Here is a 13,422-nt window from a genome sequence, read left to right as displayed (position 1 = left end):
ATGGGCCAGTCTATTCAGTTTTGACAGCTTTAAGACAGTGGCAACCCCGGCGGTCAGCCCGCTGGGAGAGCGGGCCGCCGAGCGGGAACACAATGAAGCCGGGGCGCCGCTCGTGGCCGCGCGCCCACGCTTCGGGGATGCACGAAAACGCTAGTCGGCCGAGAGGGAGATCTGCGTCAGGGCCGGATCGGAGAGGATGTCTTCCTCCGTAAAGCGGACCGCGCGCCACTGCTTGCGCGCGAAGAGCTCGGTCTGGTCACGGTAGTAGGGCGAAGCCGGATCCGAGGACTCGCCGTACGTCAGCACGGCCCGCGCATTCGGGCCCTGTCCGGTGAACTCCAGGGCCATGATGAAGCTGGAGCCGTTGGCGACGATGTAACCCTCGGAGGTCAAACCTGTCCCGGGGACGAGCACCGGGCCCCGCGCCGGGGGCAGATCGATGGCCGTGGACTGCAGGGCGTCATAGGAGACGACGTTGGCCACGCCGTCCCGGTGCAAGCCCCCGTGCAGGCCAATGCGCTTGTCGCCGCGAGGGGAGAACTGCACGGTGGCCAGCGGGACGTCCAGGGCGATGTTCGCCCCCTGCAGCACGGTCACCGCCTGCGCGAGGTTCACCAGCGCCGGGTCCTCACCCGTGGCCGGGGCGGGCACCAGGGTGTTGGGCGTGGTGATGGGCGCGTCCGGGTTGAACCCCTGGAGGAAGAGCGAGCCCTTATCGAAGAAGTGAGGCCCCGGGTAGACGGCGGTGAACTCACGCCAGAGCACCGCGCCGGTGCTGTCCGCGTCGAAGCGGCCGTTCCAGGTGCTGAGCGTCGCGCAGGCCCGGGTGAGGTCCACGGTCTTGCCGCCGTAGGTGGCCGAGGGCGTGCGCTGGCAGCGCTCCACCACTTGGGAGAGCAGCAGCTCCGAGGTGATGCTGCGGTTGCTGAGAATCGCGGACTGGAGCTCGTCGAGCGTGAACTTACCGTCCGCGCCGGAGGCTCCCTCGGGGCTCACCTCGGTGAGCATCTGCATGTTCATGCGCGTGCGGGGAGACGGGGGGCGGCCGGCGAAGCCATGCATCGGCGAGAGCTCCGGTAGGGGCGCCGCCGGATTGGTCAGCCAGTAGCTGTCGTTGGCGTTGAAGACGAAGTCCCGGCGCGCCAGCTTCGGCGCCTGGGAAAAGGGCACCAGCCCCGGGGTCCGGGCGCCGGGCGCCTCCACCCACGCGTTGGTGGAGGTGCTGCCATCCAGCAGCACGAGGCCGAGCGAGCGCAGCAACTGGGTCGCCAGTGGGTCCACCCCCGAGGAGGCCTTGAGCCAGGACTGGATGGCCGCGTTGCTCAGGTTGGGGGCGGCCGCGCCATCCACGTACCAGGTGTTGCCGTCGCGATCCGCCACCAGCGTGTTGACCCAGGGAATGCCCTGGTGGGTGGCGAATGCCTCCTGGAACTCCCGCAGGTTCTGCGCCCGGTTCATCGCGTGGAACTGGGAGATCAGCTGCGTGTTGTTCAGGTTGGCATCGCAATAGGTGTACGCGAACTGGGGGCTCCAATCCGCGGCGCCCGGAATGACGATGATGGGCCCGAAGTGGCTGCTGTAGAGCGTGCGGCTCAGCGGGACGAGCGAGCCGTCCGGCTGGCGCACGGAGACGGTGTGCGTGCGCGCGGCCAGCGGCCACTCCTTGCCGTCATAGAGGTAGTGGGTGGGCTTGCCCGGCGCGAGCTTGAGCCGGTAGAGCGTCATGCGCTGGCCCGCGGAGACCGTGTGCGTCCAAGCGACGTTGTCGTTGAAGCCGATGAGCACACCCGGCACGCCCAGCAGGCCCACGCCATAGACATTCATCACCCCGGGGACGGTGAGATGGCTCTCCCAGAACCGCAGCTCGCCCTGCCACGGGAAGTGGGGGTTGGCCACGAGCATGCCCCGGCCTCCCTGCGAGCGCTCGGCGCCAATGGCCCACCCGTTGCTGCCGACGTCCCGCTCGCGCAGCGCCTGGAGGCGCTCCAGCGAGGGCGCATCGAAGGTCTCCTGGGGCCGCGCGGTGATGCCCGGGGGCGCCGGAGGCTGGGCGGCGGCGATGGCGGAGATGAACTGGTAGCTGCTCGTGAGCAGCCCCAGGCTGATGTGATACGCCATCAGGTCCACTTCACTGAGGGGCTTCACCCACGCGGCGTTGGCGCACGCGGCGGGCAGGCCGCCAGGGCCTGTCTCTTCGAGGTAGCGGTTGTAGCCCGCGACGTACCCCTGGATCATCGCCCGGACATCGGGCGTCAGTTGAGGGAGCGCCTGGCCCGCGCGTGTGTAGAGATCCAGGGCCACGTAGCCGAGATCGCTGGCCACGTGGGCATTGCCGGGGCCCGGGCCCAGGTAGCGGGCGCGTTCGCCGCGGACCTTGAGCACCTGATCCGCCAGCGAGCAAACATGGTCCTGGGCGAACGCATAACCCTGGCCATACGCCACGCTGCCCAGGTCCTTGCCCGTGATGTGGGGAATGCCGTGGCTGGTGCGCCGGATGGTGGCCTCGAAGCGAGGCCCCTGGGGCGGAGGTGGCGGCTGCGGCTCGGGGGTGTCCTCGCTGCAGGCCGCCACGGTGAGCAGCGCGAGCAGCGCGGCCACGGACCTCGGGTGCTTCCGGGTGCCGTGAGCCACAGGAGAAGAGAACAAGGAGGAGGAGCGGTGCAGGCGGGCAGGAAGCATGAGGGGCGGACGCTAGGAAAACAGTCTTGACGGGGTCAATGGGGGGGCGGTTCTCAGCCCAGGAGGAATTCGCCGCGGATGAAGGGCATCTCGGCCTGGATGCCGTGGGCCCGGCAGTGCTCCAGGAGCTTCCGGGCCTCGATGAGCTGGGGCGAGGTCTCCGTGTAGCCCATGGCCATGATGTGGCCCAGCCAGGGCTCCCGGCCCATGGCGTAGACATAGACCTGCTTGGGGTGGAGCTGGTTGACGATCTCGATGGCCCGCTGGGCGTTGGAGCCGTTGAGCCGCCGGGACTGGTCCGCCTTGCGGGGCAGGGGGGTGGTCAGCAGCGCCCCGTACATCCAGCTCATCGGCGCGCCTTCGCTCTCCATGCCCAGGAACAGCACGTCGATGTCGCCCACCACGCGCTGAATGTGCTCGTACAGGCGCGGCTCGATGGCATTCGAGTCCGCCGCCATGAGCAGGGACTTGCCCTCGAGGTGGACCAGGTGGGCCGTCTTCGCGCGGATGTTCAGGTCGCCGTGCTCGCCGAGGAAGGGCAGGCCCGTGATGGAACCGCCCGGGATGTCCAGGGTCTCGAACTCGTCGATTTCCACCACGTTCGGGAAGCCCGTGTGCTTCAGGAGCAGCTTGAGCGAGGGGTCCGCCAGCGCGCCGCTGTTGCTGCGCGGGACGACGATCGTGCCAATGCGCCGGCGCAGCGGTAGGAGCGTCTCCAGCATCAGGTGGTCGGCGTGGCCGTGGGTGATGAGCACGTAGTCGATCCGCTCGGGCAGATCCGCCTCCGTGAAGCGCGGCACGTCGGCGTTCGTGTCATGGCTGAGCACGGGATCCGTGAGGATGCTCACCTCGCGCGACTCCAGCAGGACGCAGGCATGGCCGAAGTAGCGCATGCGCACCCCAGGGCCCTCGTGGCGGCGGCGGGGCTGGGGGGCCTCGCTGGTGAAGAAGGCCGCGAAGCGCTCGGCATCCGCATTGCGAATGCCCAGGGCCTCCATCACGGGCTCGATGGGCGCGGGCGTCTCGCGCATGGCGAACAGGGTGTCCAGCGCCTCGTGGCGGAAGGGAACGTGGACGTGGACCGTGCCCTCGTCGCTGTCCAGCCGGGGCGTGCTGTAGACGTAAGGGCGGGCATCTCCCTGGAGCAGCCGGAAGGCGAGACTCTGCGAAGACTCGCGGTAATGGGGGCTGCGGTACATCAGGGGCTCGATGAAGCGGACGGCGGGGCGGTGGTTCAAGTCGTACGTCAGCTCGACGTAGCCCCGGAGGATGTCCGGCACCTGGGCGTACAGCCCCTCCAGGGACATGGCGGGGGGCGCCTTGGCGAGCAGCTTCTCCAGATCGGCGATGGCCCGCGCCAGTTGGATCGAGGGGGCCTGCTCCGTCTGGGTGCGCTCCAGAAGCGCCTTCACTTCCGCGGCGCGCTCCACCCCGTAGTTGAGGTACGGGCCGCCCCGCAGCGCGGGATCCTTCAGCGCGGAGACATGGAGCTCCGGCGACTGCACGAAGGACTGCATCAGCTTCAGGTGCAGGTGGGTGACGAAGAGGGGCGCCGTCGTGGGCGGGATGAGGTACCACCACGCGTACCACTGGTTGTAGAGCGGCTCGATGGTGACGTTGCGCTTCAGGTACCGGGCGGAAGAGGACATGGCTGGAACAGGGCAGGTAGGTTGAAAGCGGGGCCTAGCCTACCTGCTTGCCGTGTCCATCAGCCATCCCGGCCGTCAGTGAATCCCTTCGGGGGGCGCCGGCGGCTCCTCGGCTGGGGGCCCTGGCTTCACTGGGAGCAGGATCCGGAAGGTGGTTCCCACCTCCAAGGTGCTGCTCACCGAGAGCTCTCCGCCCAGGCCGCGGATGATGTCATGGCTGATGGAGAGCCCCAGGCCCGTGCCCTCTCCCACGGGCTTGGTAGTGAAGAAGGGCTCGAAGATGCGCTCCAGGTGCTCGGCGGCGATGCCGCAGCCATTGTCGTGCACTTCCACGAGCACCCGGCTGGGGCTGTGCATGCGGGTCACCAGGCGGATCTCTCCCCCGGTCTTGTTCAAGGCCTGGGCGGCGTTGATGAGCAGGTTGACGAACACCTGGGAGAGCTGCACCGAGTTGCCCTGCACGAGCGACAGCTCGCCATAGTCGCGCACCAGCCGCCCCTTGCTGCGCAGCCGGCTCCAGGCCAGGTGGACCGAATTCTCCAGGACTTCGTTCAGGTCCACCGGCTGGGTGGTGATGGAGTCCCCGCGGGAGAGCGCCTTCAGGCTCTGGACGATGACGCGCATGCGCTCGGCCCCCTCGCGCGCATCGGAGATGGCCTCCCGGAGCTCATCCATGTCGAGGGACGGCACCGCCACCCGGCGCAGCTCCGTGTCGATGAAGTTGAGGTTGCTGGAGACGAACGCCAGCGGGTTGTTGATTTCATGGGCCACCCCCGCGGCCAGCATGCCGATGGCGGCCATCCGCTCGTTGAGCCGCAGCCGCAGCTCGTTCTCTCGCAGCCGGGTGATGTCGCGCATCATGACGGCCATGCAGTTGCCCACCGCGTTCAGCTGCCTGCGGAACCAGCGGCGCCCCTGGGGCAGCACCTGCTCCACCTCCTCGTCGTGAGGCTTGCCGGTTCTCCACACCTCCTGGCACAGGTGGGGCGGCGCGATGAAGTTCGCCTGGGGAAACTCCGTGAACAGGCCCCCCTCGGCTTCCGTGGCCTGGCAGCCCAGCAGGGCTTCGCCGTGGGAGTTGAGGCGCAGCAGGCGCAAGCCGTCGGGGTCCTCCCGCAGAAGGAAGAACGCGTCGAAGCTGCTGTTGGACGTGGCGCGGAAGAGCGCCTCGCTCTGAAGCTGGACCGCCTCGCTGCGCCGGTGATCCGACAGGTCTCTCGACATGCCAAACAGCCCCACCACCTGGCCGTCGGGGCGGCGAAGAAGTCCTTTGGTGGAGACCCACTCGCGCCGGACACCTCCCAGGAACTCGGTCATCTCCGCGTGGAGCGTGCGCCCGGCCAGCAGCGTCTGCCGGTCGAACTCCAGCGTGTTCTGCGCCTCCTCGGGCGTCATCAGCTCGCTGTCCTTGCGGCCGAGGATCTCCGGGATGGACAGGCCCAGGTAGCGCGCCCCCGCGCTGTTGATGAAGGTGTAGCGGCCCTGGAGATCCTTCGTGTAGACCGCCTCGGGCAGCAGCTCCGCCACCGCCAGGAACAGCTCGCGGTAGGGCAGCTCGGCGTGGATGGGATGCGCTCCACCCGCTGTGCCCTGCCGGTCAGGGGGCAGGGTCAGGATGGACCCCTGGGTCACGGCAGTCACATTGTTATCACTCATGCAACAGCATGTATCCTCATCACGAGGAAACCGGCAGTTGGACCTGGGCGCAAGGACGGGCTTTCCGTCCACCAGCGCACCTTTTGAGCAGGGGAGAGTGTTGGCCCCTCTCAATTCAGCGGGGTTCTTTGCCGAGTGCCCAACCGTGCGTCCAGGAAGAGGAATGCCCGGGAGGAGGCTCGTCCCAACGTCAGGAAACGTGCGAGCCGGACGTGGGCAGCTCGGCGCCCTCGTAATAGATGCTGGCCGTCTCCTTGCCGTAGACGACGAGAACCCGGTCGCTCTGGGTGAGGAGATCCGACGCCGTCTCGGTCACCTTCCGGGCCAGAGAGTCGAACTTCGCCGGACGCTTGGAGGTCCGGACTGTCACGACGGGCATGGGGTTTCCTGCTCCTTGGGGTGCTTCCGTGTTCCGCTCCGCCTCGGGTGCTACGGGTGAGGGCAGGGCAGGGGGCCAGCTATAGCCAACCCGATACTTCGTTGACAAGTACCGTCTGGAAACGGGCTGGGAGACAAGGCCCTGGAAAAGCCCCGTTTTACGCCGTGTCCGGGATCTTCCCGGTTGCTTCCTCCCTGTCAGGAGCCCCGTTCCAGCACCCCACCTCATGGGGAACCTTGCCAGGTCTTTGGTGGGCTGCGTAACGTGCGCAGCCACCCCTCGGAGTTACGGGAGAGCGCCGCTTTGGCCCTGACCACAGAAGCATTCGGTATGACCGACGTCGGCCGGAAGCGCCAGCACAACGAAGATGCGATGTTGGTGGATCCGGCGCTCGGTCTGTACATCGTCGCCGACGGCATGGGCGGCCATGCCGCGGGCGAGGTCGCCAGTGCACGCGCCACCGAGGCGGTGAAGCAGCACATCGCCGCCAACAAGCACCTGCTCAAGGATCTGGCCAGCAACCCGTCCCAGGACAGCCGCGCCGCGGCGGCGGCCCTGATGGAAGTGGCCATCCAGCGCGCGTGCGCAGACATCTACCGCATGGCCATGGCCGACGCGACCAAGCGCGGCATGGGCACCACGTTCGTGTGTCTGGCGCTCAGCGGCAACAAGGGCGTCATCGGCCACGTGGGCGATTCGCGCGTGTACCTGGTGCGCCACGGCCAGTGTCACCGGTTGACCGAGGACCACACGCTGGTGGCCGCGCAGCTCAAGGCGGGCACCATCACCAAGGAGCAGGCGGCCAGCTCCCAGTACCGCAACGTCATCACCCGCGCGGTGGGCATCCAGGAGTCCGTGCAGGTCGACACGCTCATCGTCGAGCTGGCGCCCGGGGATGTGTTCATCCTGTGCTCGGACGGCCTGCACGGCTATCTGGAGGACGAGGAGATGTTGCCCCTGGTGGCCGGGGTGGGCACCGCGGAGCTGCCCAAGCGGCTCGTGGAAGTGGCCAACGAGCGGGGCGGCAAGGACAACATCACCGCCGTGGTGGTGAAGGTGGCCGGGGATGGCGCCGTCGCCAGCGAGGAGACGAGCGAGGCGCAGTCGCGCATGGAGGCGCTGCGCAAGATTCCGCTCTTCCGGCACCTCACCTACAAGGAGCAGACGGCGGTGCTGTCCATCGCCACCACGCGCACATTCCCCGCAGGAAGGGAGATCGTCGTGGAGGGCCAGCCCGGCGAGGAGCTGTTCGTCGTCATCCGCGGCCGGGTGGTCATCGAGAAGAACGGCGTGGAGATCGCCGAGCTGCGCGCCGGTGGGCACTTCGGGGAGATGGGGCTCATCGACAATGCGCCCCGCTCGGCCACGGTGCGCGCCACCGAGCCCACGCGCACCATGGTGATTGCGCGTCCGGACCTGATGAGCCTGATGAAGCGCGAGTCCATTCTCGCGGTGAAGATGCTCTGGAGCTTCGTGCAGGTGCTGTCGGACCGGCTGCGCGCGACGAACTCGGAGCTGAGCGAGGCCCGCCAGGAGCTCGCCGTGGCGCAGGCCATTCAGCCCTTCGCCGAGGAGTAAGTGGTCGCGTGACGGTGTGAGAACGCGCAGGTAGGCCCAACCGCCACCCTGGCCTCTCGCATCGCACGGCGGCGCCCTCCCGGCGCCGTCGCTTTTTGTGCACCGCCCGGGGCAGACCCCTCCCCGGGGTATCATCTGGAAGACGGGTGCGTCTTCACGGAGCGGGCGTCCAGTTCCGCGTCCGGCGTTCGTGACAATCCATTGCAGCCCCCACGCTGTCGGACGGGAGCTGTCATGGTCGAATGTCGTCGAGACGCGGTGATGGTGCTCCTGGTGTGCGCGGGAGCGCTGACGGGGTTTCCGGCCGTGGCCCAGCCGCAGGCGGAGGAGCCCGCCGGAGAGGTGCTCTCGGAGGAGCAGCTGGAGCAGCTGCTCGACTCGCCCGCCGAGCAGCCCTCGGATGGAGACCTCTCCGGGGAGTCCTTTGGCCTGGAGCAGCTCGACTCGTACTTTGCCCAGGGCACGCTGGCCCAGGCCCGGGCGGAGTTCCGTCAGGGGCGCTACCGCCGCGTGCGCAAGCTCCTGTTGCGGGAAGAGCCCACGTTGCCGGTCCGCTTCCTGAGCGCGCAGAGCGCCTTGCAGGCGGGGGACTATGCCGCCGCGGCCGAGGAGTTCACCGCCCTGGCGGAGGTGTATGCGCCGCTGCGGGAGCACTGTCTGCTCCGGTCGGCCCAGGCCCACGAGCGGCTTCGCCACTGGGCGCTCGCCGCGGGCCAGTACCGCGCCGTGAGCGCGGGCTCGCCCCTGTACCCCGAGGCGCGCTTCAACCTGGCGCGCGTGCTGGAGCGCCAGCGCGACATTCCCGGCGCCCTGGGCGCGCTCGAGGAGCTCATCCAGAGCCGGCAGAGCCGGGGGCCGGATGCCATCCGCATGAAGGCGCTGATGAAGACCTGCGATCTGGCGCGCAAGCAGGGCCTGTACAACGTGGAGCACCGCGCGCTGCTGGAGGTGTGGGCCACCGCCCCCATGTCCCGTGAGGCGGAGAACGCCCGGCGGCGGCTGGCGGGCCTGCCGCTGCCCCTCAAGTGGCGCGTGCGCCGGGGCGAGGCCCTGGTGGAGTTGCACCACAACGTCTCCGCTATGGAGCTGCTCGACCGGGTATTGCCGCATGTCGATTTGCCGGACCCGCTGGCGTGCAGTGCCCACCTGACGTATGGCCGCGCCCTGCGCAAGGAGCGCAAGCACCGCCAGGCCATCCAGGTGCTGACGCCGGTGGTGCAGCACTGTGGCTCGCCCGAGATCCGGCCCCAGGCGCTCTACGTGCTGGGCTACTCGCAGTCCGTGGTGGACCCGGAGAACGCCATCACCACCTACGCCACGCTGGCGCGCGACTACCCCGAGCATGGCTACGCCGACGATGCCCTGTTCTTCGAGGCCTGGCTCCAGCAGCGCACGTTCCAGGCCGAGCCGGCCCTGGCCCACTATGAGGAGGTGGCCCGGCGCTATCCGGCGGGGAACTTCGCCTCGGAGGCCCTCTTCCGGGCGTTCTGGCTCCACCAGCGCGCGGGCAATCCCGCCGCGGCGTTGGCGTCGCTCCAGGCGGTGGAGAACCTGCCTCACGCCGCGCGGACGGATGAGGCCCTCTGGCGGGCCCGGTACTGGCAAGCCCGGCTGCAGGAGGCCCAGAAGGAGCAGGACGCAGCGCTCGGCGCTTACGAGCGCATCGCCACCGAGCGTCCCGCGAGCTGGTACGGGATGCTGGCCCGCTCCCGCCTGGTGACGCTCGCGCCGGACCGGCTGATGGCCTTCAAGCCCGCGCTGCGCAATGCCAAGGAGGCCGCCAAGGCTCTGGAGGAGGCCCCCGCCGAGGTCTGGCCCCTGTCGCTGGGCTCGCTCAAGCGGGACGCGCGCTTCGCGGCCGGCGTGGAGCTGCTTCGCCTGGGGCTTCCCGGCGCGGTGGACGAGCTGCTCGCCGTGGACCACCGCTCGCTCACCGAGGAGCCCGCGCGGCTCGTCTTCCAGATCCTCCAGCGCTCCGGGCGGGGCCGGGCCGCGCGCCAGGTGGCCCGGACCTCGCTGCGCCAGGAAGTGCGGGGTCCCTTGAGCCCCGCGTCCCGGCCCATCTGGGAGGCCACCTGGCCGCTCGCGTACCGCTCCATCATCGAGCGACAGGCGAAGGCGGCCCGCGTGGACCCGGACCTGCTCCAGGGGCTCATCCGCGAGGAGAGCCGGTTCAACCCCCGGGCCCGCTCCTCCACGGGCGCGCTGGGGCTCGCGCAGCTCATGCCCGCCACGGCGCGCGAGGTGGCCGCCTCGCTCCAGGTTCCGTGGGTGTCCGAGCAGGTGCTGCTGCAGCCCGCCGACAACGTCCGGTTGGGCTCCGCCTACCTGGGCCAGCTGCTCAAGCGCTTCGGCGGCAACCCGGCGTTCGCGGTGGCCGCCTACAACGCGGGCCCCATGGCGGTGGAGCGCTGGCAGCGGGCCCTGCCGCAGGCGGAGCTCGACGAGTGGGTGGAGCACATCGCCTTCGAGGAGACGCGCGAGTACGTGAAGCGCGTGCTGGGCAGCTACAGTGCTTACAAGCTGCTCTACACCTCCGAGCCTCCGCTGCTGCGCATCTCCTCTCCGCAGATGACCGGAATGTAGCGGCGGCGGAGGAACTGTTCAGTCGGTGAATCACTCCGCCGCACCGCGTGGCAATCCGCGCGAGAATCGGTCGAAGTGCTTCAGGGGGGGAAGTCCATGTTCGTACGCGTCCAGGCTCGTGCGGCAGCCTTGTCTGCCGTGCAGCGAATCGAACAGACGCGGGCCCGTGCTCAGCTCATGTCCGTGATCGAGCGCCTCAGCCGGGGACCCGTGGATTGGAATGACGTGGACGCCGCCTTCGAGCGCCTCTCCGAGAGCTACGGGCGCGGCAGCAGCCCCGCCTCGTTCCAGGACGCGATGCAGACGGTCGCCGCGCTCGCGGCCCTGCGCAATGGCCTGGGCGCGCCCCTGGACGCCTGGAGCGCGACGCGGCGGAAGTTCGAGACAGGGCTGCGGCAGGCGAGCGCCTTCTTCAATGAACGCGAGAAGGAGCGCCTCGGCGCCGTGGCCGCGGGGCTGGCCCACGCGCGCACGGTGTGCACGGAGCCTGTCCGGGCACGCACCAGCGGGGAGGTGCTTCCCGAGAGCCTCAAGGCCCTGGTGGCGCTGCTGAGCGGCGTGGCGAAGCCGCAAGAAGGAGATGCGCCCCGGGTGGTCGCCGCCCGGCAGTCCCTGGGGGCGCTCAAGACCGCCTTGTCCTTCATGACGCAGGAGGGGACCGGGGGCTCCACGTGGGTGGCCTCCGAGTACCTGAGGGCGGTCACGGCTCTCGTGAAGGCGGCCTCGGGTGATGGGGCCTCCGCCGAGTTCCACTTCGTGGTGGAGGGCATGGCGAGGTTGGAGCGCGTGGCGGCCCTCTTCGGGTTTCCGTCCCAGGAGATCCGGTTGATGGACAGCCTCTGCCGGGTCATCACCGGGAAGGAGCTGCATGGCAAGAAGGTGAGCGTCCGGGACTGGGCCCTGGCGCTGGCGGGCCTTCCGGAGCGGCTCCAAGACGTCACCGGGGGCGCGGTGCTCGTCGACCGGTTCTGGCCGGAGCTGTCCCAGGCCTTCGAGGCCTTTTCCCGCCGGGTGCCGTCCTCGCTGCAGCCCGTGGTGCGGGAGGCCTTCACGCAGGTAAGGACCCTGGCGGAGAATGCCTATTGGCCCGCGCGGCGGAGCCCGGGGGGGACGCTCATCTCCCAGCACCTGGGGGGCAATCCGCAGGAGATGAAGGACTTGCTTCAGCAACTCCCGCTCAGCGAGGGCAATGCCCGTCAGGTGCTCGAAGGGTTGCTGTCCCGGTTCTTCGACAAGGGGGGCATCCCGTCCATGCCGGCGCTGGATGCGCAGAAGAACTGGGAGAAGTTCCTCTCGCGCAAGCTCGCGGACGGAGACTGGCAGATGCTGGATTCGCTCCACCGCTCTCCGGACAACCGGGACCTGAACTTCATGGCGCAGAGCCTCGCCCTCAAGGTCCGCTCGTTCGCCGTCCTCTTCATCGACCTGGAGCGGCGTGCCGTGATGGACCTGTAGCGGCGGGCCCGGCCTTCAAGCGCGGAAGATTTCGGTCCGCCCGGCCGAGTGGAAGAGGATGCACTCCACCTCAGGCGCCTCGGAGAGCTGCCGCAGGCAGAAGGCGCGGGCCTCCTCGGCGGAATCGAAGATGTGGCAGGGGGGAGGGCCCGTGGAGAGAAACCGCTCGCCGTTCTGGGCCAGCACGATGCCGGTGGCCACTTCGGCACGGACGACCCAGACCTGTCCTGGGCGAAGGTTCGCGGGCTCCTTCACGTGTGCACCTGCTCCTGCCAGCGGGGAAGGAAGTCCTGGGAAGAGGGTGCCGGTGCGGTGCGCCGGCACCCCCTCCGGGGGTTACTGAATCTGGGCCGACGCGCAGGCGTCCTTGTAGGCGCTCTCGCAGATCTGCTCGGCCTTCCAGAAGCCGTCGGCCACCACCGTGCTCTTCACGTTGTCCTTCGTGACGGTGCCCGCCGTCAGGAGGATGGAGGGCACGTCCTTCTGGCCGTTGTTGACCTTGCCGTTGATCTTGTCCGCGGCAGGCTGGCCTCCCTTGGCGAGCGCCACCGCTACCTCGGCGGCCGCCTCGGCCTCCAGCTTCATGGCCTTGTAGATGGTCATGTACTGCTCACCGGCGACCACGCGCTGGATGGCGGCCAGCTCCGAGTCCTGGCCCGTGACGGGAGGCAGCGGGTTGAAGCCCGCGGCCTTCATCGCGGCGATGGCACCGCCCGCCATGCCATCGTTGGCCGCGTACACGCCGGCGATCTTGTCCTTGCCCAGCTTGGTGATGGCCTGCTCCATCTGCTGCTGGGCCTTGTCCGGGCTCCAGTCCGGCGTGTCGTACTCGGCGCCAATCACCAGGCCGCTGCCGTCGATGACGCTGTGCGCGCCGCTCTTGTAGAGCTTGGCGTTGTTGTCCGTGGGCGATCCGTTGATCACCACGATGGTGCCCTTGTCCTTGCCATCCGCCTTGAGCTTGTCCACCAGCGCCTGGCCCTGGAGCTGGCCGATCTTCTCGTTGTCGAACGAGATGTAGTAGTCCACGTCCGCGTTGAGGATCAGCCGGTCATAGCTGATGACCGGGATCTTCGACTGACGGGCGCGCGCCACCACGGAGCCCACCGAGAGCGAGTCCACGGGATCCAGCACCAGGACGTTGGCGCCGTTGGTCAGCGCCGCCTCGGCCTGGTTCTGCTGCTTGGCCGCGTCCTGGTCCGCGTTGCTGTAGATGATCCGGCACTCGGCGCAGAGCTCCTTCACCTTGCGCTCGAAGTACGGCCGGTCGAAGGACTCGTACCGCATCGTCTTCGACTCGGGCAGGAGCAGCGCGATGGTGGGGGCTTCCCCGGCTGGTTTGGCGGCGGTGTCCCCTCCGGCCGCCTCGGGCTTCTTTTCGCTCTTGCACCCCGTGCCCGCGAGCATCAGGGCGGCCAGCAGGGCCGAGGAGCGCATCTG

The 13,422-nt window shown here is 68.9% G+C and carries 9 protein-coding genes; 3 read left to right on the top strand and 6 right to left on the bottom strand.

Translation table 11 applies throughout. The annotated features are described in order from the left end of the window. Window positions 1–150: 150 nt before the first annotated feature. The 4 genes from KY661_RS08640 to KY661_RS08625 form a co-directional block, all read right to left on the bottom strand. Window positions 151–2,598 (bottom strand): acylase, encoded by a 2,448-nt coding sequence (locus tag KY661_RS08640; protein WP_225409746.1) that lies wholly within the window; start codon window positions 2,596–2,598, stop codon window positions 151–153. 134 nt (window positions 2,599–2,732) lie between these two features. Further along, entirely contained in the window at window positions 2,733–4,328 is a 1,596-nt protein-coding gene (locus KY661_RS08635) for an MBL fold metallo-hydrolase (RefSeq protein ID WP_225409745.1), read from the bottom strand. Between the two features lie 75 nt (window positions 4,329–4,403). Continuing rightward, window positions 4,404–5,984, bottom strand: a complete 1,581-nt coding sequence (locus KY661_RS08630) for a PAS domain-containing sensor histidine kinase (RefSeq protein WP_225409744.1) — start codon at window positions 5,982–5,984, stop codon at window positions 4,404–4,406. Between the two features lie 190 nt (window positions 5,985–6,174). Next, the gene (locus KY661_RS08625; protein WP_225409743.1) at window positions 6,175–6,363 is read right to left on the bottom strand and encodes a hypothetical protein; all 189 of its coding nucleotides are present in this window, start codon (window positions 6,361–6,363) and stop codon (window positions 6,175–6,177) included. Window positions 6,364–6,693: 330 nt separating this feature from the next. On the opposite strand from KY661_RS08625, the gene KY661_RS08620 reads away from it, so the two are divergent. The 3 genes from KY661_RS08620 (at window position 6,694) to KY661_RS08610 (ending at window position 11,982) form a co-directional block, all read left to right on the top strand. After that, on the top strand, window positions 6,694–7,941 hold the full coding sequence (locus tag KY661_RS08620) for a Stp1/IreP family PP2C-type Ser/Thr phosphatase (protein ID WP_225409742.1): 1,248 nt from the start codon (window positions 6,694–6,696) through the stop codon (window positions 7,939–7,941). 234 nt (window positions 7,942–8,175) lie between these two features. Beyond that, window positions 8,176–10,527 (top strand): lytic transglycosylase domain-containing protein, encoded by a 2,352-nt coding sequence (locus KY661_RS08615; RefSeq protein WP_225409741.1) that lies wholly within the window; start codon window positions 8,176–8,178, stop codon window positions 10,525–10,527. Between the two features lie 96 nt (window positions 10,528–10,623). Next, window positions 10,624–11,982 (top strand): hypothetical protein, encoded by a 1,359-nt coding sequence (locus tag KY661_RS08610; RefSeq protein WP_225409740.1) that lies wholly within the window; start codon window positions 10,624–10,626, stop codon window positions 11,980–11,982. 15 nt (window positions 11,983–11,997) lie between these two features. Here the strand turns inward: KY661_RS08610 and KY661_RS08605 are convergent, their stop codons facing one another. Further along, window positions 11,998–12,237: a hypothetical protein gene (locus KY661_RS08605; protein WP_225409739.1), complete on the bottom strand. Its 240-nt coding sequence runs from the start codon at window positions 12,235–12,237 to the stop codon at window positions 11,998–12,000. 81 nt (window positions 12,238–12,318) lie between these two features. After that, window positions 12,319–13,419 (bottom strand): sugar ABC transporter substrate-binding protein, encoded by a 1,101-nt coding sequence (locus KY661_RS08600; RefSeq protein ID WP_398577165.1) that lies wholly within the window; start codon window positions 13,417–13,419, stop codon window positions 12,319–12,321. Between the last annotated feature and the right edge of the window lie 3 nt (window positions 13,420–13,422).

This window comes from Allostigmatella hybrida, from assembly GCF_020103775.1.
In the GTDB taxonomy this organism is placed as follows: domain Bacteria; phylum Myxococcota; class Myxococcia; order Myxococcales; family Myxococcaceae; genus Hyalangium; species Hyalangium aurantiaca.
This window is presented reverse-complemented; position numbering and strand designations above follow the sequence as displayed.